Annotated in this window: 22 protein-coding genes; 10 read left to right on the forward strand and 12 right to left on the reverse strand. The window is 71.0% G+C overall.

The window, feature by feature from the left end; all coding sequences use genetic code 11:
* Positions 1–11: 11 nt before the first annotated feature.
* Complete coding sequence (locus tag SNA_RS16895) at positions 12–758, reverse strand: GntR family transcriptional regulator (RefSeq protein WP_044365673.1); 747 nt, start codon at positions 756–758, stop codon at positions 12–14.
* A gap of 309 nt (positions 759–1,067) precedes the next feature.
* Between SNA_RS16895 and SNA_RS16900 the strand changes: the two genes are divergently transcribed.
* The 3 genes from SNA_RS16900 (at position 1,068) to SNA_RS16910 (ending at position 5,990) form a co-directional block, all read left to right on the forward strand.
* Complete coding sequence (locus SNA_RS16900; protein WP_030064721.1) at positions 1,068–2,645, forward strand: alkaline phosphatase D family protein; 1,578 nt, start codon at positions 1,068–1,070, stop codon at positions 2,643–2,645.
* A gap of 83 nt (positions 2,646–2,728) precedes the next feature.
* Entirely contained in the window at positions 2,729–4,135 is a 1,407-nt protein-coding gene (locus SNA_RS16905; RefSeq protein ID WP_044365674.1) for a GNAT family N-acetyltransferase, read from the forward strand.
* Between the two features lie 160 nt (positions 4,136–4,295).
* The gene (locus tag SNA_RS16910; RefSeq protein WP_030064726.1) at positions 4,296–5,990 is read left to right on the forward strand and encodes a DUF885 domain-containing protein; all 1,695 of its coding nucleotides are present in this window, start codon (positions 4,296–4,298) and stop codon (positions 5,988–5,990) included.
* A gap of 84 nt (positions 5,991–6,074) precedes the next feature.
* On the opposite strand, the gene SNA_RS16915 is transcribed toward SNA_RS16910, so the two are convergent.
* The 4 genes from SNA_RS16915 to SNA_RS16930 all read right to left on the reverse strand — a co-directional run bounded on the left by SNA_RS16915 (position 6,075) and on the right by SNA_RS16930 (position 11,979).
* Entirely contained in the window at positions 6,075–9,167 is a 3,093-nt protein-coding gene (locus SNA_RS16915) for an AAA family ATPase (protein ID WP_044365675.1), read from the reverse strand.
* Positions 9,164–10,327, reverse strand: coding sequence for an exonuclease SbcCD subunit D (locus tag SNA_RS16920; protein WP_030064733.1), 1,164 nt, complete (start codon positions 10,325–10,327; stop codon positions 9,164–9,166). The genes SNA_RS16915 and SNA_RS16920 overlap by 4 nt, the downstream gene beginning before the upstream one ends.
* A gap of 168 nt (positions 10,328–10,495) precedes the next feature.
* Positions 10,496–10,756: a hypothetical protein gene (locus tag SNA_RS16925; protein ID WP_338059804.1), complete on the reverse strand. Its 261-nt coding sequence runs from the start codon at positions 10,754–10,756 to the stop codon at positions 10,496–10,498.
* Between the two features lie 83 nt (positions 10,757–10,839).
* On the reverse strand, positions 10,840–11,979 hold the full coding sequence (locus SNA_RS16930) for a DUF4185 domain-containing protein (RefSeq protein ID WP_030064735.1): 1,140 nt from the start codon (positions 11,977–11,979) through the stop codon (positions 10,840–10,842).
* Positions 11,980–12,276: 297 nt separating this feature from the next.
* On the opposite strand from SNA_RS16930, the gene SNA_RS16935 reads away from it, so the two are divergent.
* Positions 12,277–12,738 (forward strand): ATP-binding protein, encoded by a 462-nt coding sequence (locus SNA_RS16935; protein ID WP_241779700.1) that lies wholly within the window; start codon positions 12,277–12,279, stop codon positions 12,736–12,738.
* Positions 12,739–12,774: 36 nt separating this feature from the next.
* Here the strand turns inward: SNA_RS16935 and SNA_RS16940 are convergent, their stop codons facing one another.
* Entirely contained in the window at positions 12,775–13,257 is a 483-nt protein-coding gene (locus SNA_RS16940; RefSeq protein ID WP_030064737.1) for a MarR family winged helix-turn-helix transcriptional regulator, read from the reverse strand.
* A 117-nt stretch (positions 13,258–13,374) separates the two neighbouring features.
* Between SNA_RS16940 and SNA_RS16945 the strand changes: the two genes are divergently transcribed.
* Positions 13,375–14,109, forward strand: coding sequence for a dienelactone hydrolase family protein (locus SNA_RS16945; protein ID WP_044365677.1), 735 nt, complete (start codon positions 13,375–13,377; stop codon positions 14,107–14,109).
* A 76-nt stretch (positions 14,110–14,185) separates the two neighbouring features.
* Here the strand turns inward: SNA_RS16945 and SNA_RS16950 are convergent, their stop codons facing one another.
* Positions 14,186–15,640: an APC family permease gene (locus SNA_RS16950; protein WP_275042007.1), complete on the reverse strand. Its 1,455-nt coding sequence runs from the start codon at positions 15,638–15,640 to the stop codon at positions 14,186–14,188.
* 647 nt (positions 15,641–16,287) lie between these two features.
* Here SNA_RS16950 and SNA_RS16960 point away from each other — a divergent pair.
* Positions 16,288–16,893 (forward strand): GntR family transcriptional regulator, encoded by a 606-nt coding sequence (locus SNA_RS16960; RefSeq protein WP_030064741.1) that lies wholly within the window; start codon positions 16,288–16,290, stop codon positions 16,891–16,893.
* A gap of 244 nt (positions 16,894–17,137) precedes the next feature.
* On the opposite strand, the gene SNA_RS16965 is transcribed toward SNA_RS16960, so the two are convergent.
* A complete protein-coding gene (locus SNA_RS16965) occupies positions 17,138–17,497 on the reverse strand; it encodes a hypothetical protein (protein WP_241779714.1) in 360 nt (119 codons plus the stop codon).
* Between the two features lie 135 nt (positions 17,498–17,632).
* Here SNA_RS16965 and SNA_RS16970 point away from each other — a divergent pair, with 135 nt between their 5' ends.
* Both SNA_RS16970 and SNA_RS16975 read left to right on the forward strand, forming a co-directional pair.
* A complete protein-coding gene (locus SNA_RS16970; RefSeq protein ID WP_030064743.1) occupies positions 17,633–17,959 on the forward strand; it encodes a DUF6233 domain-containing protein in 327 nt (108 codons plus the stop codon).
* A gap of 36 nt (positions 17,960–17,995) precedes the next feature.
* Positions 17,996–18,226: a hypothetical protein gene (locus SNA_RS16975; protein ID WP_030064744.1), complete on the forward strand. Its 231-nt coding sequence runs from the start codon at positions 17,996–17,998 to the stop codon at positions 18,224–18,226.
* A 10-nt stretch (positions 18,227–18,236) separates the two neighbouring features.
* On the opposite strand, the gene SNA_RS16980 is transcribed toward SNA_RS16975, so the two are convergent.
* Complete coding sequence (locus tag SNA_RS16980) at positions 18,237–18,611, reverse strand: hypothetical protein (RefSeq protein ID WP_030064745.1); 375 nt, start codon at positions 18,609–18,611, stop codon at positions 18,237–18,239.
* Positions 18,612–18,956: 345 nt separating this feature from the next.
* On the opposite strand from SNA_RS16980, the gene SNA_RS16985 reads away from it, so the two are divergent.
* Both SNA_RS16985 and SNA_RS16990 read left to right on the forward strand, forming a co-directional pair.
* Complete coding sequence (locus tag SNA_RS16985; protein ID WP_030064746.1) at positions 18,957–19,478, forward strand: hypothetical protein; 522 nt, start codon at positions 18,957–18,959, stop codon at positions 19,476–19,478.
* Between the two features lie 121 nt (positions 19,479–19,599).
* Complete coding sequence (locus tag SNA_RS16990) at positions 19,600–20,637, forward strand: tyrosine-type recombinase/integrase (RefSeq protein ID WP_030064747.1); 1,038 nt, start codon at positions 19,600–19,602, stop codon at positions 20,635–20,637.
* Positions 20,638–20,897: 260 nt separating this feature from the next.
* Here SNA_RS16990 and SNA_RS16995 read toward each other — a convergent pair whose 3' ends face one another.
* The 3 genes from SNA_RS16995 to SNA_RS17005 form a co-directional block, all read right to left on the reverse strand.
* On the reverse strand, positions 20,898–21,260 hold the full coding sequence (locus tag SNA_RS16995; RefSeq protein WP_030064748.1) for a hypothetical protein: 363 nt from the start codon (positions 21,258–21,260) through the stop codon (positions 20,898–20,900).
* A gap of 56 nt (positions 21,261–21,316) precedes the next feature.
* A complete protein-coding gene (locus SNA_RS17000) occupies positions 21,317–21,748 on the reverse strand; it encodes a DUF6415 family natural product biosynthesis protein (RefSeq protein ID WP_030064749.1) in 432 nt (143 codons plus the stop codon).
* 273 nt (positions 21,749–22,021) lie between these two features.
* The gene (locus SNA_RS17005; protein ID WP_030064750.1) at positions 22,022–23,209 is read right to left on the reverse strand and encodes a helix-turn-helix domain-containing protein; all 1,188 of its coding nucleotides are present in this window, start codon (positions 23,207–23,209) and stop codon (positions 22,022–22,024) included.
* Positions 23,210–23,307 lie beyond the last annotated feature (98 nt).

Here is a 23,307-nt window from a genome sequence, read left to right on the forward strand (position 1 = left end):
AAGGGACATCCTCAGCCCGCCAGCAGCGCCACCGCGTCGCTCTCCCCGAAGGTGAGCCGGCAGGTGTCCGCGCGGTAGGTGGATACCGCGACGGCGGCCGTACGGCCTCCGGAGACATAGCGGGTGGTGACCACGAGGACCGGTGCGCCCGGCAGCCGGTCGAGCTCCTTGGCGTCCTGCGCGCACGCCGAGCCCAGCTCGACGGTGCGGTCCTGGCCCTCCAGCTCGCTCTCCTGAAGCGCGTTCAGCACGGCGCGGGCGCGGGCCGGTGCGCCGAGCGGGGTGAGTGTGGAGCGGGCCGGGACGAGGGCCGAGGAGACGTACAGCAGCTCGGCGGCGACGGGCTGACCGCCGGTGACCCGGCTGCGGCGCACGATGTGCACGCGGTCGCCGGGCACGCTCTCCAGGAGGCGGGCGACGGCGGCGGGTACCGTTTCGGTCTCGACGGCGTCCAGCGGCTGCCAGTCGTCGCCGGGGGCGCCCGGCCAGGTGTGGCGGGCGGGGTCCACGGCGACGCCCATGCGGGGCGGGGCGACGGTGGTGCCCACACCGCGGCGGCGCTGAAGGCGGCCTTCCAGCTCCAGTTGTTCGAGGGCCTGCCGGAGGGTGGCCCGGGCGACGCCGAACCGCGCCGCCAGCTCGCGCTCGTTGGGCAGGATCTCGCCGACCGCGAATTCCGAGTCCAGCGCCTCGCTGAGCACGGTCTTGAGGTGCCAGTACTTCGGCTCCGGCGCCGTTTCGAGCTGCGTGGTCCCCACCCTGTCCTCCGCATCGGCCGTTGCCCCGCCCGCCTCGCGGCGTTACTGGCGGCGTTATGAGCGAGTCTTTATTAAAGGTTGTTGCAGTATCCCGACGATATGGCCGGCCGACACCTTGGTCAAGACCAATGCGCCTGCGGAGCGGCCCCTCGCGTGCTGTCCGGCGCCGTGCCCCGCCGCGTACGCTCCGGCCGGGCGCATCCGCCGTTCGGGCGCAGGACACCGGGTGTTGGGGTGTACGGCATCCGTTCCCGGTACGAACGGCACAACATCAACGGTGCAAGTCCGCTGTGACGACGGAGGTTTGAGATGGCGCAGGGATGGGGCGGGGGCTTCGGCCGACGGTCGTTGTTGCGGGGTGCGGCGGCCGGCTCGGGGGTGCTGGCGCTGCCCGGGCTCGCCGTGGCCGCGCCGGCACTGGTGCGTGGCGGGCGGCCGTCCGCCGCGTGGGGCGTGCAGGTCGGGGACGTGACGACGTCCTCGGGTGTGGTGTGGGTGCGGTCGGACCGGCCGGCCCGGATGACCGTACAGACCGCCGCCACCGAGTCGTTCCGCGGCGCGCGCACCTGGCGGGGCCCGGTGGTCGGGCCCGGGACGGACTTCACCGGGGTCACGGCGCTGCACGGGCTGCCGCCCGGGGAGCAGATCCACTACCGGGTGCTGCTGGCGGACCCGGACGATCCGCGGCGCCACAGCGAGCCGGTCACCGGCACCTTCCGTACGGCGCCCGACAAGCGTCGCGACGGCATCCGCTTCCACTGGTCGGGGGATCTGGCCGGGCAGGGCTGGGGCATCAACCCGGAACTCGGCGGCTATCGCATCTACGAGGACATGCGGCGCCGTGACCCGGACTTCTTCCTGTGCAGCGGCGACAACATCTACGCCGACAACCCGATCACCGAGCGGGTGACGCTGCCGGACGGCCGGATCTGGCGCAATGTGACGACCGAGGAGAAGGCGAAGGTCGCCGAGACGCTCGCGGAGTTCCGCGGCGCGTTCCGCTACAACCTCCTGGACGAGAATCTGCGGCGGTTCAATGCCCAGGTGCCCACGATCATCCAGTGGGACGACCACGAGGTGCACAACAACTGGTATCCGGGGCAGCTGCTCGACGACGACCGGTACACGGTCAAGGACGTGGATGTGTTCTCGGCGCGGTCGCTGCGGGCGTTTTCCGAGTACTTCCCGATCCGTACGCTGCGGCCGGGCGACGGGGACGGCCGGGTGTACCGGGTGGTGCGCCACGGCCCGCTGCTGGACGTGTTCGTGCTGGACATGCGCCGCTACCGCAACGCCAACTCGCCCGACCGGCAGACCGATGACCCGCAGGGCATCCTCGGCGCCGAGCAGCTGCGCTGGCTCAAGCGGGAGCTGTCGCGCTCGCGTGCGGTGTGGAAGGTGATCGCCGCGGACATGCCGCTGGGGCTGGTCGTTCCGGACGGCGCGGTCAACTTCGAGGCGGTGGCGCAGGGCGACCCGGGTGCACCGCTGGGCCGTGAACTTCAGCTGGCCGAGCTGCTGCGGCACATCAAGCACCGGCGGATCACCGGCACGGTGTGGCTGACGACGGATGTGCACTACACCTCGGCGCAGCACTACGCGCCGGAGCGGGCGGCGTTCAAGGACTTCGAACCGTTCTGGGAGTTCGTCTCCGGGCCGCTGAACGCGGGCGGCTTCCAGGCCGTGAAGCTGGATGGAACGTTCGGGCCCGCCCAGCCGTTCATCAAGGCGCCGGACCGTGCCAACACCTCCCCCGCGGAGAGTCCGCAGAACTTCGGCGAGATCGACATCGACGGGGGCAGCGGGGAGCTGACGGTGCGGTTGCGGCAGGAAGGCGGAGAGGTGGTGTTCAGCAAGGTGCTGCAACCCGGACGGGTGGGACAGTAAGGACCAATGGGGCGATTGCATGTTTTACCCGTCGGACACAAGCTGTTGGTGATCAGGCAACACCGGTCGGCCAGGCTGTCTGCATGACTGAAGCAACCTCTGCCCGATCGGCCCGCCGGCATCACTGGCGACGGGACGTCGTCGAGCTCGCCGCCCTGTTCACGGCCGTGGCCGTGGCGGACGCGGCGGCCAATACGGTCGCGCACGGCCCGCGCGGCCCGGTGCTGCTGTGCGCCGGGGCGGTGGCGCTGCTCGCCACGGCCGTGTTCCACGTGTGGTGGTCACGCCGCCACGAAAACGCCCCGCCACCGTCCGATACCGGCGCCACGGCGCCGTCCTCCCCCGCGGCCCCCGGGGCCGGCGGACCGGAGACGGTGCTGTGGCGGATGCGGACCACGGTCCGCGACGAGCCGGGCAGCCTGGCCGCGCTGTGCACAGCACTGGCCGCGTTCCGTGTGGACATACTCAGCCTCCAGGCCCACCCGCTCTCGGATGGCACGGTCGATGAATTCCTGCTGCGCGCGCCGGACACGCTCGTTCCCGAGCAGCTGACCCGTACGGTCGCCGCTGCGGGCGGCGCGCACACGTGGCTGGAGCGGGCCGATGCCCACGATCTGGTCGATGCGCCGACCCGGATGCTGGGCATGGCCACCCGTACGGCCCTGGATTCCGCCGAACTCCCGCTCGCACTGCGGCAGTTGCTGGGGCGCTGCACGATCCGTTCGATGCCCGCGCGCTCGCTGTCCGGGCAGCCGCTCGCCGAGCAGGTACCCACCGAGGGTGTACTGGAGGACCACCTCATGAAGTTCCGCGACCCCTCCGGGGGCTCGCTCACCATCGAAAGGCCGCAGTTGCCGTTCACGCCCACCGAGTTCGCCCGTGTGCGCGCCCTGGTCGATCTGGATGCCCGGCTCGGACAGCGGGTGCCGGGGCGGCGGGATGTGCTGACGCTGCCCGAGGGCAACGAAATCACCATCCGCCGCGCCGACACCGGCGATCTGGCCGCCGCCCGCGAGATGCACGACCGCTGCTCCCCGGCGACCCTGGCGCTGCGCTACCACGGCCCGGTCTCCGACGCAGAGCGTTACCTGGGGCATCTGCTCAGCCCGCGCTTCGGCCGCACGCTCGCGGTGGAGACCGCGTCGGGCCGGCTGGTGGCGCTGGGCCATCTGCTCTGGGACGGCGACGAGACCGAGGTCGCGCTGCTGGTCGAGGACGCCTGGCAGCAGCGCGGCATCGGCTCGGAGCTGCTGCACCGGCTGGTGGCGATGGCCGCCGAGGCGGGCTGCGAGAGCGTGTACGCCATCACGCAGGCGTCCAACACCGGGATGGTGGCGGCGATGCGCGGCCTGAGCCTGCCGCTGGACTACCAGATAGAGGAGGGCACCCTGGTGATCACTGCACGCCCGGCGGTGCTGCCCGCGCAGGCGGCCGCCCCGTCGCCCGCCCTTGAGGTCCTCCGGGCCCAGGACGGCGCCGGCCGCCGCTGACCGCATCTCCCCAGGGCCGGCCGGGCGCAGCGACGCCCGGCCGGCCCTGGCGCCTCCCCCCCCACGTCCGCACCGCAGGGGCAATGACACCGCAAAGTGACAGGCACATCCGGCCTATTGTTGATGACGGGGCGGGGTGATCCGTACGAGGATGGCCCGCATGTCCAACACCACTTCCTCCAGCGGCGGCCCACTGCCCCGCCAGATCGCCGATGCCTATGTCGACGCCCTCGTCGCCCTGGACCCCATCACCGGCACCTTCCTCGGCATCGCCGAGTGCTCCGCCAAGCTTCCCGACCTCTCCCCCACCGGCCAGGAGGCGCTGGCCCAACTGGCCCGTACGACGCTGGAGAAGCTCACCGAGGCCGAGGCCCGGCCGGGTGCGGACGGCGTCGCCGAGCAGGTCTGTGCGCGGCTGCTGCGCGAGCGGCTGACCGCGGAGCTGGCGGTGCACGAGGCGGGCGAGGGGCTGCGCGCGGTGAGCAACCTCGGCTCGCCGCTGCACCATGTGCGCGAGATCTTCACGGTCACCCCGGCCGAGACCGAAGAGGACTGGGCGGCCATCGCCCAGCGGCTGCGCGCGGTGCCCGCGGCGCTGGAGGGCTATCGCGCCGCGCTGGACGCCGGCCGCAAGCGGGACCTTCCCGCAGGCCCGCGCCAAGTGACCACCGTGCTGGGCCAGTTGGAGGAATGGATCGGTACGGACCGCAGCTGGTTCGCCCAGTTCACCGAGCCGGGCCCCAAGGCACTGCGCGGCGAGCTGACCAAGGCGGCCGAGGTGGCGACCGGTGCGCTGGTCGAGCTGCGGGACTGGCTGCGCGACCACTACGCCCCCGCGATCGAGGGCGCACCGGACGTGGTGGGCCGGGAGCGTTACGCCCGGCTGGCGCGCTACTACAACGGCGCCGACCTCGATCTGGACGAGGCGTATGCGTACGGCTGGTCGGAGTTCCACCGGCTGCTGGCCGAGATGCAGACCGAGGCGCAGCAGGTGCTGCCCGGTGCGAAGACTCCGTGGGAGGCGCTGGCCTGGTGCGATGAGCACGGCGAGGCGGTCGAGGGCGTCGAGGAGACCCGCCGGTGGCTCCAGTCGCTGATGGACGAGGCGATCGAGGCGCTGGACGGTACCCACTTCGACCTGGCCGAGCGGGTACGGAAGGTGGAGTCGTGCATCGCCCCGGCCGGCTCGGCCGCCGCCCCGTACTACACCCAGCCCTCGATGGACTTCTCCCGCCCCGGCCGCACCTGGCTGCCGACGATGGGCCTGACCCGCTTCCCGGCCTACGACCTGGTCTCCACCTGGTACCACGAGGGCGTGCCCGGCCATCACCTCCAGCTGGCGCAGTGGACGCATGTCGCCGACCGGCTCTCGCGTTACCAGACGTCGGTGGGCATCGTCAGCGCCAACGTGGAGGGCTGGGCGCTGTACGCCGAGCGCCTCATGGACGAGCTGGGCTTCTTGACCAGCGCCGAACGCCGGCTGGGTTATCTGGACGCCCAGATGATGCGGGCCGTCCGCGTGATCATCGACATCGGGATGCATCTGGAGCTGGAGATCCCGGCGGACTCCCCCTTCCACCCGGGCGAGCGCTGGACGCCGCAGCTGGCCCAGGAGTTCTTCGGGCTGCACAGCAGCCGCCCGGCCGATTTCGTCGAGAGCGAGATCGTCCGCTATCAGGGCATCGCGGGCCAGGCGATCGGCTACAAGCTCGGCGAGCGGGTCTGGCTCGACGGCCGGGAGGCGGCCCGCGCCCGGCACGGCGCGGACTTCGATCTGAAGTCCTGGCACATGGCGGCGCTCTCCCAGGGCTCGCTTGGCCTGGACGATCTGCTCAGCGAGCTGTCGGCGCTGTGAGCTGAGACGGTACGGCGTCCGGCCGCGGCATCTGACGTTCCGGCCGGATGCCGCCCGCCGTCGTACGAGCGCCGGCCGCCCCGCTCAGCCCGGTACCCGGTGCCGGACGGCCGAGCCCGAGCGGTTCTTGACGACCTCCAGCTGGGCCGGGATCCGGCCGCGCAGATCGGCGACGTGGCTGACGATGCCGACGCTGCGGTCGCGTTCGCGCAGTGCGTCGAGGACGTCCAGGACCTCGTCGAGGGTTTGCTCGTCCAGGCTGCCGAAGCCCTCGTCGATGAAGAGGGTGTCGAGCCGGGTGCCGCCCGCCTCGTCGGTGACGACGTCGGCCAGGCCCAGCGCCAGGGCGAGCGAGGCGAAGAAGGTCTCGCCGCCGGAGAGGCTGGCGGTATCGCGCTCCTGGCCGGTCCAGGCGTCGATGACGTGCAGGCCCAGGCCGGAGCGGCGGGTGCCGCCGGCCCGTTCGTCGGAGTGGACCAGGGTGTAGCGGCCGGAGGACATCTTGTACAGCCGCTCGCTGGCGGCGGCCGCGACCTGTTCGAGCCGGGCGGCCAGGACGTACGACTCCAGGCGCATCCGGCGTTCGTTCTCGCTGGAGGTGCCGGAGGCGAGCCCGGCGAGGCGGTCGAGGCGTTCGTGGGCGGTGCGCAGCGGGGCCAGTTCGCGGGCATCGGTCGCCGCGCGGGCGGAGAGCCGGTCGAGTTCGCCGCAGCGGTCGCGGGCCGCCGACTGGGCCGCGGCGGCGCTCCGCAGCCGGTGTCCGACGGCCTCGTGGGCGGTGCGCGCGGCGTCCGGGTCCGCGGGCGGCAGGGCGGCCGCGGCGAGTGCCGCGGGGTCGGCCAGCTCGGCTTCGACGGCGGCCGATTCGGCCTGCCACTGGTCGAGCCGCTGTTGGAGGGCCCGCCATTCGGCGTCCGTCAGCAGCGCCTCGGCGGCGGACTGCGGGGTGTCGAACCCGGCGCCGCGGGCGGCCTCGGAGAGCGCGGCCTCGGCGGCCTGGAGGCGCTCGGCGCAGGCGTGTGCGGTACGGGATGTTTCCGCGGCGTCGGCGAGCAGCGTCACCTGCCGCTCCAGCCGCCCGGCGCGCTCGGCGACGCTGGCGCTCTCGCCGCGCGCCTGCCTCAACTCCTCGTCCAGCGCGGCCCGTTCGCGGTCCAGCGCCTCTCGGTGGGACGTACGGGCAGCCGCCCGGCGCTCGGCCTGCTGCGCCTCGTCGCGGCGGCGCTCGTACTCGCGCTCCGCGCGTGCGTACGCCTCGCGGGCGGCGTGCAGATCGGCCCCGGCGGCATGGTCGCGGGTGTGCCGGGTCTGCAACTCCTCCACCTGTGCGGCCAGTTCGGCGGTCGGGGCATCCCCTGCCGTGGCGGCGGCGCCGACCAGCGCCTCCTTGGCGGACTGGCGGCGGGCCTCCGCCTGCCCTCGGGCGTCCTCGGCCCGGCGGTGATCGGCGAGCGCGGCTTCCTCGGCCGCCCGGTCGACGTGCCCGGTGCCGGCGCGGGCCGGGTCGGGGTGGCCCCTCGCCCCGCACACCGCGCAGGGCTCGCCGTCGCGCAGGCCCTGCGCGAGTTCGGCGGCGATCCCGCGCAGCCGCCGGTCCTTGAGGTCGAGCCAGTTCTCGTGCGCCGCGGCGGCGCGCTCGCGGGCGTCGAGCGCCTCCTGCTCGGCAGCGCGGACGGACTGGTCGAGGACGTCGCGCCGGCGGGCCGCCGCCAGGCGTTCGGCGGCCGGACGCAGCTGCGCGGCGGACTGTTCGGCGCGGGCCGCGGCCTCCTGGGCCGTCTCGATGCGCCGCTGGTGGGCCTCGCGGGCGGCGTCCCAGCCGGCCAGCCAGTCGGCGGTGTCCAGCAGGGTCTGCTCGTCGGCGCGGGCCTCGCGGTCGAGGGCGGTGCGCTCCACGGCGAGGTCGGCGGACCTGCGCTCGGCCCGCCGGGCCGCCGCCAGCGATCCCAGGTCGCCCCTCAGCCGTCGCTCCAGGTCGGCGAGTCCGTCGCCGTCGGTCCCGGCGAGATCGGGCGGCAGCTGGGTCCTGGCCCGGCGTTCGGCGGTCCGTGCGGCGTCCAGCTCGCGCCGGGCCGCGGCGCGCAGGGCCAGCGCGGGGGCGACGTCGGCGGCGGCGCGGCCCCGCTCCAGGCGGTCGCGCATACGGGTGTGGTCCTCGGCACGGGCGGCGAGCTGGGCGGCCCGGCGGCGGGCGTCCGCGTGGCGCCGCTGGAGCCGGTCGCGTTCATGGGCCTCCTCAAGGCGCCCGGCGGCGGTCCGTTCCGCGGCCTCGGCGGCCCGTACCGCGGACCTGGCGATCTCCAGCCGTTCGCGGGCGCTCGCCCGGGCCACCGCGGCCCGCACCAGCACGGCGTCGGCGAAACCGGGCTCCCCGGGGCCGGGTGCGTCCGCCCGGTCGCCCCGGCTCTGCGCCGGCACCCGCGCCGTCCGGCCGCGCCCGCTCCTGGGGGGCTCAACGGTCAGATCGGGCAGCGGAAGTGACGGGTCGTCGAGATCCGTATCGGCCCCCGCCGCCTGCGCCATCCGGTGTGCCAGTGCCAGCAGCCGTTCGTCGCCCGCCGTGACCCGGTCGGCGGCGGCCCGGCGCCGGATGTTGAGCCGTTCCTCCAGGGCGGCGAACCGGCGGGTGTCGAAGAGCCGCCCGAGGAGCCGGGCGCGGGCCTCCGCATCGGCCCGCAAGAAGCGCGCGAAGTCGCCCTGCGGCAGCAGCACCACCTGGCAGAACTGCTCCTTGCTCATGCCGAGCAGCTGCCCGATCTCCTCGCCGATCTCCTGGTGGGAGCGGCTCAGCGGCTGCCACCCGCCCTCGGCCGCATCGAACTCCCGCAGCCGGCTCTGCGCCTTCTCCCGGGTCGTACCGCTCCCCCGCTTCTTGGGGCGCGGCTGTTCGGGCAGCCGGGTGATCTCCAACCGCCGCTCGGCGACGGTCAGTTCGAGGACCACCTCGGTCGGCGTCAGCGGCTGGGCCAGATCGCTGCGCAGCGCGCCTCCGCCGGGCCGTGCCCCGGGCACCGACCCGTACAGCGCGAAGCACACCGCGTCCAGGACGGAGGTCTTGCCCGCTCCCGTGGGGCCGTGCAGCAGGAAGAGCCCGTCCCGGGTCAGCCGGTCGAAGTCGATGACCTGGGTGCCGCCGAAGGGCCCGAAGGCGGTCAGGGACAGCCGGTGCAGCCTCATCGCGCCACCTCGTGCAGGGTGTCGTCCAGGCGTACCTCATCGAGCGCGGAGCGCAGTTCGGCCCGCTCGTCGGCGTCGGCGGCGCGACCGGACCGTACGTGTTCCACGAAGTCCTCGGCGATCTCCTGGTCGCTGCGCCCGCGCAGCCGCTGGGCGTAGGAGGCGAGCGTGCGCGCGGGTCCCTCGTCGGGGTCGAAGACGAGGCTGACGATATGCGGGAAACGCTCGGCGAGGCGGGCCATCGGCTCGTGCGGGCGCGCGCTGTCGGTGAGCGTCGCCTCCACCCAGGAGTCCTGGTGGCCCTCCAGCCCGGGGTCGTCGAGCAGGTCCTCCAGCGGTCCGCGGATACGGGCCAGCGGGCGGGGCACCGGGCAGTCGACCCGCTCGGCGTGCACTTCGCCGTGCGGGCCGAGGTCCACGATCCACATCGACTTGCGGTGCGCGGCCTCGGAGAAGGAGTAGGCGAGCGGCGAGCCGGAATAGCGGACGCGTTCGGTGAGGGTTTGGCAGCCGTGCAGATGGCCGAGCGCGGCGTAGTCGACGCCGTCGAACACCGCGGCGGGCACGGAGGCCACCCCGCCGACGGTGATGTCGCGCTCGCTGTCGCTGGCCGCGCCGCCGGTGACGAAGGCATGCGCCAGGACCACGGAGCGGGTGCCGGGCCGGGTGGCCAGGTCGGCGCGGACCCGGTCCATCGCGGCGCCCAGCACCTCGGCATGACCGGCCCGCGCGGCGCCGAGCCGGTCGCGGACCATGGCCGGTTCGAGGTAGGGCAGTCCGTACAGCGCCACCGGGCCCTCGGCGTCCTCAAGGAGCACCGGGGTGCCGCAGGCGTCGGGGTCGGTGTGCAGATGGATACCGGCCTGCCGGATCAGCCCGGAGCCGACGCCGAGCCGGCGGGCGGAGTCGTGGTTGCCGGAGATCATGACGGTCGGTACGCCGAGGCCGGCGAGGCGGTGCAGGGCCTGGTCGAAGAGCTCCACGGCGGCCAGCGGCGGCACCGCCCGGTCGTAGATGTCGCCCGCGACGAGCACCGCCTCGATCTCCCGGGTACGGACCGTTTCGACGAGGTGGTCGAGGAAGGCGCGCTGGGCGGCGAGCAGGCTCACCCGGTGAAACGACCGCCCCAGATGCCAGTCGGAGGTGTGCAGCATCCTCACAGCAACGCTCCGACCTGCATTTTTACTGTTCCTCCGCCTTCACCACCGCACGGAACCAGCACCGGCACCGCTGTCCGCACCGACCACGTTAGCGCCGCCGGGCGCCGGATCCGGCACCGACCTCGGTTTGCCGCCTGTGTCGGGAGTCACAGGAACGTGGCTGTCGCATCAAGTCCCGTACACCTCCGGCACATTGTGCCGCGGCAGGGGCCGGGACGTGGCGGCCGGGCCGTCGGCGAAGGCGTGCAGCAGGTTCTCGGTGGTGCGGGTGACGAACGCGCGGGTGCGGGTGTCCATCCCGTGCGCGCGGCCGTCGTCCCCGGCGCCCGCCAGCAGGGCCTCGACCCAGCGCATCGTCCCGGAGGAGAGCACCCCGGCGCCGCTCGGCACGGTGTAGTAAAGCGTAGCGAGGGTAGTTGGATTTTCCAAGTGACACCTTGGAAAATCCAACCAGGAATCCAACTGGGCGCATCCCGGGGCGTCCCGGGACGGCGCCCGCCTCGCCGCCCGGCTCAGGACAGCATGTTGATCTTGTACTGCATGACCCGGTAGTTCCTCGGGTCGTACCACTGGCTGACGGCGATGTGGAAGTTGCCGAACGTCGAGCCGGGAATGACGAATCCGCCGTACGGGCTGGCGACGAGGTTGGCCACCTCCTGCCCCGGGGCGCAGGGCAGGATCATCGTCTGCTCCAGCGTCCGGGTCAGGTCCGAGGTCGGCAGCGGGAAGACCATCGCCCGGATCGACAGCGGGTTCATGTTCAGCCAGGTGAGGACGTACTTGCCGTCCATGGCGCGGAAGCAGATCTCGCCCCACTTGCGGGTGCCGAAGACGGACGTCGGCGCGGGCGCGTTCCACCGCCAGTCGCCGTCGGCGTAGCCCCACGGCTCGTAGGCGTCCGGGTTGCCGAGGCTGTCCTTCCGTACCCGGTGCAGCAACATCCCCGATTCCACATCGCGGTTGAAGACCGTCGACAGGACGTAGCAGTAGTCGCCCTCCGCCACCGCGTAGGTCTTCTGCTGGAACTGACCGTCGTGCAGGTCACCGGGCCACTGGCACAGGTACTCCCAGGTCTCGCCGTTGTCGGTGGAGCGCCAGAAGTCCGTGTGGTGGGTGTCGTAGATGACGCCGCGCATGAGGTGCATGTACATCACGCCGTCGACGACGAACACATCGGACGGGATCGCCGTCGTGGCCTTGTCCCCGACCGGGTTGTGGGGCTCGTCGACAAGGCTGTTGGCATGGTCGCCGCCGACGCTGCCGTCGATCCGCAGGTTGTTCAGGTCCGCACTGCTGGAGCGCAGGCCGACCGGGGCGCGCCAGTCGTCGGCGGGTTCGCCGTCGTGCGGTACGTGGTCGCCGTTGAAGGTGTCGCCGCAGACGAACAGCATGGTGCCGTTCGGGCACAGCACGGGGATGCCGAGGTCGGTCCAGGGCGAGGCCACCGAGCCGGTCTCGGCCGGGCCGGTCAGGTTCTTCACCTTGGTCGCGAGCGTCGGGCTGGTGGGGTCGTTCGGCCCGCCGGCCATGGCCACCTCGGCACTCGAACCGACGACCCCCGCCCCCATGGCGACGCCGATGCCGATCTTGAGGAGCTTACGGCGGGAGTATCCGCCGGCCGTCGCGCCCTGCTCGTCCGAGGGACGTGTCATCCTGAGTGCCTTTCGCAGTCGGCTCACTCGTGAGCCCTTCCGCAGGTCTCCCTGCATCGGACGGCGTCGACGCTAGCTCCGGCCGATGAAATGGCGCTGACACATCGATGACCTCGCTGGTGGGCATGCCGGGGCCGGTCCGGGGCCCTTCTCCTCCGTTCTCATCCGTCCGCGCGGAATAACGCAACGTGACAGGGGTAGATGGCCGCTGCGACCGGCTCGGACATCGCGCGGCAGGTCAGCGGCAGTGCCGGGCGGCACTGCCCGACGGGAAGCGCGAGAAGGGAATGACGCTTCGTGAACAGCATCTGGGCGACGCACCTGAGGAACGGCGGCACGGCGCTTCGTCCGTCCCCGTCACCGCCGACGTATGCGGTGACGCTGGAGAGCTGCCCGCGGGCCGCCGCCAGGGCGCGGGAGGCCGCGGCGGAGTTCCTGGCGGATCTGCGGCCCACGGCCCATCGGGAGGCCGCCGACACGGTGGTGCTCGTGGTCTCCGAGCTCGTCACCAACTCCGTACGGCATGCGGGCGGAGCCACCTGCTCCCTGCGGCTGGCGGTGTGCGGGGATGCGGTGATGGTGTCGGTGACCGACGGGAATTCCGCGCTGCCCGTGGGGCGCAACCCGGACGTCGACGGGGAGGGCGGCGGCTTCGGGTGGCCGATGGTGCGCCGGCTGGCGCTGGCCACGTCCGTGTGTGTGACGCCGCAGGGCAAGACCGTGCATGCGCTGCTGCCGTGCGGCACCCGGTGCCCGTAGGCGTGGGCAGGGGCATGCCGGATGCCGCTACGCGGCTCAGGAGCCCCGGGTGTGGTGGTCCAGCAGGCGAGTGAGCAGCTGCACGAACTGGTCGCGTTCGGCCGGACTCAGCGGCGCGAGCAGTTCGTCGTGGAGGTCGTCCAGAACCTTGTCGAGGCGGCGCAGGTGGCGGCGGCCCTGGGCGGAGATCGTGATGACGTTGCGGCGCCGGTCGGCGGGATCCGGCGCCCGCTCGACGAGGTCACGCTCGGCCAGTTCGTTGAGCACGCCGACCATGTCGCTGCGGTAGATACCGGAGCGTTGGCTCAGCTCCGCCTGGCTTCCGGGCCCGTACTCGTGCAGTGAGGCGAGCACGGCGTAATGCCACTTGCGGGCGTCGACCCGGGCCAGCCCCTCGGTGATCAGCCGGCCCGATCGCATGCTCAGCTGCGACAACAGTCGGCTCGCCCGCCGACGCAGCCTCTCGGGCGTCTTGAGCACGCCGTCGTCGGGCAGGTCCGCGGCTTCGGCTCTGTTCATGACTCCCTTCCCACTCCCCCCATTGCGTTAGTCCGGCTAACGATATACGTTCACCCGTACCGACACCGTTAGTGTGACTAACGTTAGTCGAGCGAACTCCAGGAAGGAAGATCCGCCATTCCCACCAAGACACTGCAGATTCCCACCCCTGACGGTCAGGCCGACGCTTTCGCCGCCTTCCCCGACGGCGCCGGGCGGCACCCTGGGGTGCTGATGTACGCGGACGCCTTCGGCATCCGGCCCGTACTGCGGGAGATGGCCCGCGAACTTGCCGGGCACGGCTACTACGTGCTCGTCCCCCACTTCTTCTACCGGCACGGCCCGGCACCTGTGGTCGAGCTTCCCGAGTACATCGGAGAAGAGGTCCGGCCTGCGGTCATCGCCCAGTTGATGCCCTTGATCGAGGCGCACACCACCGAACGCATCCTGCGCGATGCCGACGCCTACCTCGGGTTCCTCACCGCCCAGCCCGAGGTCGCCGCCGGACCGGTCGCCGTGACCGGCTACTGCATAGGCGGCCTCCTGGCGATGCACACCGCCGCGGCCCACCCCGGCCAGGTGGCCGCCGTCGCCGGATTCCACGGCCCCGTGAGCGCCTGCGGGCCCGACAGCCTGTCCAGGATCACCGCCCGGGTCCACCTCGGCCACGCCGAAACCGACCTGACGCCCGAGGCCCTCGGCGAGCTCAACCGGACCCTGGACGTCGCGGGTGTCGACCACACCTCCGAGATCTACCCGGGCACCGTCCACGGCTTCACCATGTCCGACACCGACGCTTTCAGCGCCTCCGGGATGAAGCGTCACTGGGACCGCCTGCTCCCCCTCCTGGACCGCACCCTGGCCCACAGCTGAGGCACCGGCCCGGAAACCACACCTGGAGTACACGGCTCCGGACGGCCTGGGCTCCGGCACGCCCGACCGGCGGGGCTCAGGCGGGCTCGACCTCCGGTGTGGTCTCGTGCGGCGGCTCCTCCAGGCCGCCGTCCGGGTACTCCTCGCTGATCTGCCGGGGCCCGAACGGCCATTCCCGCTCGTGCCGCGCCCACAGCAAGAAGGCCACCAGGCCGCCCGCGACCCAGGCCAGCGACCAGGCGATGGGGTGTCTGCCCGGCGCGTTGCGGTCCGCGAAGCCGTAGATCACCAGCCAGCCGGTCAGCGCCACCAGGCTCGGCAGCGGGTAGAGCCACATCCGGTACGGGCGGTGCAGCCCCGGACGCCGGCGGCGCAGCACGGTGACCGCGGCCACCTGGGCCAGTGCCTGAACGAGCACCATCACGGCGGTCAGCAGCTGGATGACGGTGGCCAGGTCGGTGTGCCGGCCGAGCAGGAAGCCGGCGGCCATGAGGACGCCCATGGTCAGCAGGCCCAGGACGGGAAAGCGGTGGCGCGGGTGGAGGATGCCGTACGCCCGGAAGAAGACCCTGTCGCGGGCGGCGTTGCAGGGGATGCGGGAGCCGCCGAGCAGTCCGGTGAGGACGGAGGCGACGGCGGTGATCAGGATGAGCACCGTGACGGCGTCGGCGGGACCCCGGCCCCAGGCTTTCTCCAGGACGACGGAGGCCACCGACGAGGAGGCCGCGCTGTCCGGGTCGAGCATGTCCCGCCAGTCGACCACGCCCAGGATGCCGATCTGGAGCAGCAGATAGATCGTCATGATGCCGAGGATCGAGAGGAGGACGGCGCGCGGGATGGTGCGTCCGGGCCGTTGGATCTCGGCGCCCATGTAGGCGACGGTGTTGTAGCCGAGGTAGTCGTAGATGCCGATGGTCAGGCCCGCCGCGAAACCGGTCCAGAAGTGCGCCGAGGTCGGCTCGACGGCGTGCGCGGGGTAGGTGAAGGCGCGCTCGGGGCTGAAGTGGGTGAAGGCGGCGGTGATGACGAGGACGACGGAGGCGATCATCACCGTCCACAGCACTACGGTGAGTCTGGCGATGCTCTCCACGCGCCGCCACAGCAGGACGACGATGCCCGCGGTGACGGCGAGGCCAACGGCATCGCCCGCGCCCCGGCTCATGCCCGGCCACAGATATCCCAGGTACTGCACGAAGCCGATGACTCCGGTGGCCATCCCGAGAGGGATGAACAGCATGGCCGTCCACACGAACAGAAACGGCATCAGCTTGCCGGTGCGGTACTGGAACGCCTCCCGTAGATAGACATAGCTGCCGCCCGCGCCCGGCAGGGCGGCGCCCAGTTCGGCCCAGATCAGCCCGTCGGCGAGCGCCAGGACCGCGCCCGCGAGAAAGCCGATGACGGCCTGCGGCCCGCCGAACGCCGCCACCATCAAGGGGATGGTGACGAAGGGGCCGATGCCGCACATCTGGCTCATGTTGAGGGCAGTGGCCTGGAAGAGTCCGATGCGGCGGACGAATTCCCCTCTCACCTGCACTCTTTTCCGTTCCTATCTGTTCTCTTGTTGGGCGGTTCTAGGGGCGTCTACCCCTCCCCAGAGACTCCCCAGCCCCCAAATTCTCCCCACATACTCCCCAGCAGACGCGCCGTCTACAGCTCACCCGAGGGCCTCAACGCCCTTGTCTACGAGGCTCCGAGCTCGCCCGGACGGTACGCGAGCCCGTGACGCCTGGCCCACCGTTGGCGCTCCGCCTCCATCGCCACGACGCACCGCCCACAGGCTCGGATGTCGTAGCGCTCGCCGCTGGGCGTATCGATCTCACCCACGCTCACCGTGGGCACCTGAGGTGTCGCGCATCTGAAGCAGTCGCCGGCAGACCAGGTGTAGGCGGCGAGAACGTCGTCAGCGTGCATGGCTCCCTCCGGGGCGGCGAGAGCGTTCGATCCCGAGTTGATGACCGCCATACCCACCCCCTTTCAGCTCGGCTCCTCGGATGCGTCAGCACATCCGTCAGAGTGAACATACATTCGATTACGCCGAGAGGTCACCCCTCGCTCGCCACCCATGCAGGGCCCACAGAACTGCAGGCCGCAGCACGTTTTAGCGTACTTGCTACGTAGCAGATTCGGCGGCTCCTCCTACGGTTGCGACCTCAAGATCGTTCGCCTGGGGATGCCATGAACGCGCCGCACCGACGGCTCGCCGCAAAGCTGCGGCAGCTCATCGAGGACGGCACGTACCCCGCAGGGGCTCCCTTCCCTAGCCACCGAGCCATCGCGGCCGAGTACCACGTCGGCCAAGGCGCCGCCCATCAGGCCGTCGCGATCCTCCGCTCGGAGGGATTGCTGCTCGGCACCCCGCGTCGCCGCCTAACCGTGGCGCACCCTGTAGGCGTGCGCACCCTTGCCAACCCTGACGCTCCATGGCCTCACGGCTACGGGGATATCGAGCGCACGCGGGTGCGAGCCGACGATGACCTCGCCGTGCGCCTTGGCGTCTCGCCGGGGGCACAGCTTCAGCGAGAGCGGATCGAGCGCCTCGACCCTGACGGTCGGCCGGCGATGGTCGTGACCACGTGGCGCCGAGGTGCCGCTCAACAGCACGCCTCATGCCGGGTGACAGTGCGGACGGAGTCGATGGCTCGGCGAGACGCGGATCTGCTGGGTCTGCCAGCGGGCATTCCCGCGCTGGTGGTGCAGCGGACGCGGTACGGCGCAGACGGGGCGCCGGTGGAGGTGGCGGATCTCGTGCTCCCCTCGGATCGCTGGCAGGTTGCCCTGTAGCTCACTGCTCACAGTGCTGACAACATCGTCGACAGTGGCTGGCATATGCAAGCGCTTTCCGTGTATCCCCGGCGCCAATTCCGCGACGACCTCGTCATGCACGCGCCCCGCGCCGGGCGCTATTCCGGGCGGGGCGGGGTAGCAGCGCCGCCACAGCCAACAGCAGCGCTTGTGATGGACCCAAGGTACGGGCGCCCCATCTCAACGGAGTTTGACCAGTCTCACTGAAGTTTGATCGCCGTAGCTACGGGGCTTCGGGGCCAGCGTCTCCGGCTTGCACGGCGGCTGCCGCCTCCAGCAGGGGCCAGCCGTCGACCTCCGCCGCCCGCCGCTCTTCTGGTTGCCACCCACGGGCCAGCGCCACATCGAGCAGCGCCCGGACGGCGCCCGGCTCGTGCAGGTTCAGGTCTGCGCCCTGGGTGAAGCCCACGTCCCCGGAGCCAACGGGGGCCCCGCCCGGGACGTACCGGCCGGGCCCGTCGGCAAAGACAATGCGCAGCGGGCCGCCGGTGCCGGCCGGCTGCGGGGACAGCGTGAGGATTTGGCGGCAGTCCACGGACCGACCGTCGTCGTCTCTTCGGTGACTGTGGCGCATCGTCCACATGTACAGGCGACCGTCAGCGACCAGCCGGCGGGGCTTCTTTGAATGGCGAGGCACGCAGCCGAGGGTACGCAGCCTGATCCGCGAGACAGCTGCCCGGTGTCGTCAGGTCGCATGACCACACCTAGAATCGCACATGTGAACGATTTGCCACCGGATCTGAGCCGCCTCCGTACCCTGGAGACCTGGCTGCAGCTCACTCTCGACCGTGTCCGGCAGCAGATCGTCGTCGCCGAGCAGCGAGCAGCTCAGCAGCAGCGCGCCATCCCTCCCCCGCCGCCGGACTGGGTGCTGCAGCTCAGCATCGGCGGCGAGGGGCGACCGATCGCGGTGCATGCTGGCGGCTGCCCGAGCGCTGGCAGACGAGCTCGTCCCGTCTCGCGGGACCAGGCGATGCGCGCCCTCACCGAGGGCCTGGAGCCGTGCGCTCTGTGTCGGCCGGATACGGAGCTCGGCATCCTCTGACCTGCGGGCCGCGGTCGGGCGGCGCACGCTTGGAGGATGGGAGGCCGCGCGCCGATCGTCGTACACCAGCTGTCCGCCACCGGCGGCCGCCGGGTCGTCGCCCGCGGGCAGATCCTCGGTCTGGCCTACTCGGATGCCGATCTCGTCGAGTTCCTGCGTCGCGCTGGGGTCGAGGAGCCTGAGCGGATCCTCGACGACGACGCGTGGGTGGAATGGCGCGGAGGCCGACCGCACGACTACGGCGGGCCCGACCTCCACAGCATCTGACGGCTTCGGCCTACTCGCCCCCGAAGGCGCTCTCATCGTCGGCCTCGCGCTTCGCCAAGCCGTCGGCATGCCCCTGCAAGAACAGGTGCGCAAACGAGGCGTTGCCGGAGAAGGGGCCTTCAACTCGGGCAGCAGCGACGACCATCCCCACTACGGAGTCCAGGGAGTACAGCGTCACCTTCTCCGTCTCCCGCGAGGGCAGCTCAGCCGGTTGATGAAGGATCTTCTGAGCTTGAAGCCAGGCTGAGATATCAGCCGATCGTGGCTTGCTGAGCTTGTCCCAGCTGGGGTCGAAGCGGTTACGGAGCCACGCCATCGTCTCCCGGGCGATGCCGTTTTGCGCCTTGAGGTGCGCAAGGATCTCCGGACGTCGCGTCGTCGTCATGGTTCCCCTCCTGTGATGTGGACGGCGAGTCTGCCAGCCCTTGTACCTGGGGGGCCGACAATCACATCAGCTCCACCGAAACGGGCGAGAGCGAGTAGCGCATAACGTTCCCCTATGCGTCGCGCCCGCTGGGCTTGAGCCGCGCGGCGAGCTTGGAGGCAAGGCTGTAGGCCAGTGGCCGTCGAGCTGGCATCCGGCCCGGCCAACCCATAAGACGCGCCAACAGAGTCAGCTCACCAACCTCATGGCTCGCCTCATTCACGTTCTGGCAACATCCCTGCGCGCTCCGTATGCAACTGCCATCCTTGGCCGCACGCAACTACCGCACTGCCAAGGGGGGGCCTCATGCGCCGTATCGTCCTGCTCGTCCCCGCTGTCCTGCTCGCCACCGCCTGCAGCAGCGGGACGTCCAAGCCATCCGTACACGCCCACGATCCGGTGGGGACCCCGGCCGCATCCACTCGGGACGCCGCTGGCGTGTTCAAGGCACTCGCCGGCGCGGTGCCTACCGCGAAGATGGCGTGGACGGCGACCGCGGCGAACGATCCGAACCACTTGCTCGGGCGGCCGAATCAGTACACGTCGAAGATTGCGTTCGCGGACTCGCAGATCCCGGCCAAGGACACCGAACCCGGCGGTGCCAAGATGTACAAGACGGGTGACGTGCAGCTCGGCGGAAGCGTGGAAGTCTTCTCCAGCCCAGGCGACGCTGCGGCCCGCACCAAGTACGTGGCCGCGGTGACCAAGACCGTGCAGTGGTTCGCCGAGTACGACTACCAACACGGCGACATCGTCCTTCGGCTCTCCCATCTCCTCACCCCGGACCAGGCCGCCAAGTACAAGGCTGCACTCGACAAGCTCGGCTGACATCGAGCCGGTAATCGTGCCGCCGCCCCGCGCGCCTCGCGGCGATCCTGCCGCTGCGGCCCTGACTCCTGATAATCTTTATTCTCTGGAGTCAGAATAGGGCGGTATCAAGGGGGAGTTCATGACCGAGATCGAGCACTACACACCAGCCGCCCCACCCGCCGTCCGGCAACTGTCCCCCGAAGCGCAGGCGGCCCTCGCCGCCGGCCGCGCCGACTCCACCCGCCGCGCCTACGCGGAGGATCGCTCGGCGTACCTCGCATGGTGCGCCGAGCGTGGCGAGCAGCCGTTGCCCGCGTCACAGGATCTGCTCGTCGAGTACGTCACGCACCTGACACTCACGCCGCGCCCCCGCACGGGCCGCCCGTCGGCGCCGAGTTCCCTAGAGCGGATGCTGTCCGCAATCACGACGATGCACGCAGAGCTGGACCTGCCGAAGCCGGTGACGAAGGGCGCCCGAACGGTCATCGCGGGCTACAAGCACAAGCTGGCCCTCGACAAGAAGCCCGGCGGCAAGCAGCGCCAGGTCAAGCCCGCACTGCCGCCCGCGCTGCGGAAGATGCTCGACGCCCTCGACCGGGACACGCTCATCGGAAAGCGTGACGCAGCCATGCTGCTACTCGGCTACTCGGCGGCCACCCGCTCCTCGGAGCTGGTCGGCCTCGACATCGGCGAGCCGGTCGAGTGCGACGAGGGATACCTCGTGTCGATCTACCGAGTGAAGATGAAGAAGTTCACCGAGTCGGCCATCCCCTATGGGAAGAACCCAGCGACCTGCCCCGTTCGGGCCCTGCGCTCACTGATCGCCGCCATGCGGGAGGCGGGCCGTACCGAGGGGCCGCTGTTCGTGCGGATCGATCGACACGGCCGCATCGCGCCGCCGATGGTGCGGCATGGCAAACCGATCGGTGACCCGTCCGGCCGGCTCACCGCTGACGCGGCATCGGACGTGATCGAGCGACTGGCGGAGGCGGCCGGTTTCATGGGTCGTTGGCGCGGTCACTCCCTACGCCGGGGCTTCGCCACCGCAGCCCAGCGCGGAGGCGCACCGATGGTCCGGGTTGCGAGGCAGGGCGGATGGGCGGACAACTCGACCTCCCTGGCACGGTACTTCGACGAGGGAGACCCCTGGGAGGACAACCCCGTCACCGGCCTGTAGGCAGCGCGAGTTCCTCGATCAGGGGATTCCAGACCGTGGCGACCTCGATCAAGTCGGGGCCTTCGCTGCCTCCGGAGTGGACGGTGACACGCTTTGTCTCCGTCCACGACTCCGCCCCCAACCACTGGGCACGGCTCATCCAGGACGACACTCCAAGGAGCCAACCCGCGGCCGTGCTTGTGCAGTGAGCGGCGTGACCGGCCGGACAATCGCTACGCGGGCCGCGATCCCTCTAAACTGCGGCCCGGCAGCCAGCGCCGCTACGCGTTGTGCGCCTTCCAGACCGCGTCACGCTCGTTCTCCCACATTCGCCCGCCCTGACGCCCACGGGAGAACGGGGGTTGGGCGGCAAGCTCATAGAACCCTTCGGCCGGTACACCGAACCCCTGGGTGACGACGAGAGCCGAGAGCATCGGCAACCGTCCGTCGGGGTTGTCGAGCCTAGAAACGTCGGCTAGTAGGTAGCGCATGACGTCGCCGTGAGGCGACACGTCGTAGCCGTCCTGTCTGAGGGCAGCGCTGAGTTCCCCATACTTGATCGTCCGGCGCTCGCGCGCTCGTTCGCGAACGATCCGGGCAGCCGCATCGACCGCGTCCAGGTACACAGGGTCAGATCTCTTCACGGTCCCTCCCTACCCGCCCCGGACTCTGGCAGCCATGACGCCCGGATTGCTCCTCCTCAATTTTTGCGTTCAGGGGTGCTGGCCTGGGCCTGCTGCTGCCAGCAGGGACGCGTGATGGTGTTCGCCCCGACGTGTCGTTCCAGCAGCCAGCCGCAGTCCCGTGCGAGCAGTTGCACGTGCACGAGTGCCGCGAACGGCTCGTGGGACAGAGGCTGTTCAGCCTCCCGAATGATGCCGTCCAAGCGGGCAGCCCGCTGGTACCAGGCGGTGTCCCCCCGCCACAACGAGTCTGCGTCGCTGCGGGCCGGCGGGAGCAGCAGGGCGACGTGGCCGCGCAGCATCTCGTGGAGTGCGGTCATCGCCTCGAGGTCGAGGGGGCCCGAGCCGAGCGCCTGCACCTCGCGGATCGTGTCGCTGATCGTGTCCGTGTCGATCGGGAGGTCAGGCGTCGGTTTCGTCGTGACGCCTCGGTCGGTGCGAGAGTTCACCGCGGCCTGCGGGCGCTGTGCCGTGGGCAGGCGACGATGAACCAGACGCGCCGGCCGCCTTCGACTGGAGTGGTGACAGATCCTGCTGGTGTGAGGGTTCCGTTCGCCGCTCCGCACCAGTAGCACGCCTCGCCATGCAGGCGGACGATGCTGACGTCTGGGTCCGCGGGTGGAGCTGTCGCTGTGGTCACGCTGTCTCCCTGCGTGGGTGGCTGGCTCAGGGAGATGTTCGGCAGTCGGGGATGCCTCAAGTACCCCTGTGAGGGGTAGCAGTCAGCTGCTCGCGTGGCACCACTCGGCGAAGTTCGACAAGCTCTCGGCGTCCGCGCGCTTCAGCCGGCGCAGGGTAGCTGCGTCTTCCCGCACCCATCGGTGCTCCCGGGCGTGCTGCGGCGCGATTCTCCTCGCGACCTTCAGTGACTCGAATGCCGCATCGGGGCGACCGGACCAGAGCTGTGCGCGACCGAGTTCGATGTAGAAGCCGGAGCGTCGCTCAGCCGGTAGTTCACGGGGCGGCTTCCACTCGCGAGCCAGCTGTAGCGCCCTGCCCAAATAGTCGTCGCCGAGGCTCACGGCCACAGAGACCTCGTGTACGCGGACGCTGTCCGGCCCGAACGCGGTCCCCTGGTAGATGCCCTCCTGTAGTCGGTCGCCGAGGGCCCGCGCATCGTCGAGGTGGTCGACTGCCGCATTCCCGTTGCCGGCCCGGCCGGCGACCACCGCGGCCCGCATGTGCAGTGCGCCGCGAACCGCCAGGGCTCCGGGCTGAGCGCTGCGGGATGCGTTGTCCAGGGCCTGTTCGAGGGCGCGCAGACCAACAGCATGCGTCCGAGCAGAGAAGAACACCTCGGTTCGGACGTAGGCCACGGTCGCGTCGAGGAGCGGGTCGTGGGCTTGGGGCGCAGCCCATCGCATGAGGTCGATCAGGCGCGCCGAAAGATCCTTTGCCCCGCGCTTGAAGGCAACAGCGTCCGCGGCCCGGCAGGCGTCCACCAACAACCGTGCCACCGCGGGCCGGTGGGCAGGCGTCGCGGTGTGCAGGGCGCGGCACAGCTCCGTGAGGAGAGCTGGCGCTGTGCGGGCAATCCGTGAGTATTGGGCGTTCAGTCGGTGCGCTATGGCCGTTGCGACAGCGTCGCCGAGGGCCGGCAAATCCCGGCACGGCCCATCGGCCGGCGCCTCGTACTGGGCGAGGACGGCGGAGAGCCCCGGCATGGCCTGGTGTACGCGTTCGTCAGGGCGTTCCGTGCCGGGGAGCATGCGGGTTGGGTCGATATCAAGTGCGTCCGCGAGGGCGGTCAGGACAGCGTCGGATGCGCCGCGTTCACCGCGTTCGATCTTCCTGATGGTGCCGAGTGCGACTCCCGCGGCACGCGCGAGGTCGTCTTGTGTAAGGCCGTGGATGCGTCGTTCGTAGGCGATGCGTGGGCCTACCCCGCGGTACACGATGCTGGATGCCATACTTTCTCCGTTCGGTGCAGCCACTCCGAACCGTACCCGCGCCGTCACGCGCAGGCACGAAAACGGCCCCGCCCGCATGACGCGGACGGGGCCGTGCA

The organism is Streptomyces natalensis ATCC 27448, assembly GCF_000935125.1.
GTDB lineage: Bacteria > Actinomycetota > Actinomycetes > Streptomycetales > Streptomycetaceae > Streptomyces > Streptomyces natalensis.

Bases quoted from the DNA above. Each gene is read 5' to 3' on its own strand.
- SNA_RS16900 (WP_030064721.1), top strand. From the start codon at position 1,068: ATGGCGCAGGGATGGGGCGGGGGCTTCGGCCGACGGTCGTTGTTGCGG.
- SNA_RS16905 (WP_044365674.1), top strand. From the start codon at position 2,729: ATGACTGAAGCAACCTCTGCCCGATCGGCCCGCCGGCATCACTGGCGA.
- SNA_RS16910 (WP_030064726.1), top strand. From the start codon at position 4,296: ATGTCCAACACCACTTCCTCCAGCGGCGGCCCACTGCCCCGCCAGATC.
- SNA_RS16915 (WP_044365675.1), bottom strand. From the start codon at position 9,167: ATGAGGCTGCACCGGCTGTCCCTGACCGCCTTCGGGCCCTTCGGCGGC.
- SNA_RS16930 (WP_030064735.1), bottom strand. From the start codon at position 11,979: ATGACACGTCCCTCGGACGAGCAGGGCGCGACGGCCGGCGGATACTCC.
- SNA_RS16940 (WP_030064737.1), bottom strand. From the start codon at position 13,257: ATGAACAGAGCCGAAGCCGCGGACCTGCCCGACGACGGCGTGCTCAAG.
- SNA_RS16960 (WP_030064741.1), top strand. From the start codon at position 16,288: ATGAACGCGCCGCACCGACGGCTCGCCGCAAAGCTGCGGCAGCTCATC.
- SNA_RS16965 (WP_241779714.1), bottom strand. From the start codon at position 17,497: ATGTGGACGATGCGCCACAGTCACCGAAGAGACGACGACGGTCGGTCC.
- SNA_RS16975 (WP_030064744.1), top strand. From the start codon at position 17,996: ATGGGAGGCCGCGCGCCGATCGTCGTACACCAGCTGTCCGCCACCGGC.
- SNA_RS16980 (WP_030064745.1), bottom strand. From the start codon at position 18,611: ATGACGACGACGCGACGTCCGGAGATCCTTGCGCACCTCAAGGCGCAA.
- SNA_RS16985 (WP_030064746.1), top strand. From the start codon at position 18,957: ATGCGCCGTATCGTCCTGCTCGTCCCCGCTGTCCTGCTCGCCACCGCC.
- SNA_RS16990 (WP_030064747.1), top strand. From the start codon at position 19,600: ATGACCGAGATCGAGCACTACACACCAGCCGCCCCACCCGCCGTCCGG.
- SNA_RS17005 (WP_030064750.1), bottom strand. From the start codon at position 23,209: ATGGCATCCAGCATCGTGTACCGCGGGGTAGGCCCACGCATCGCCTAC.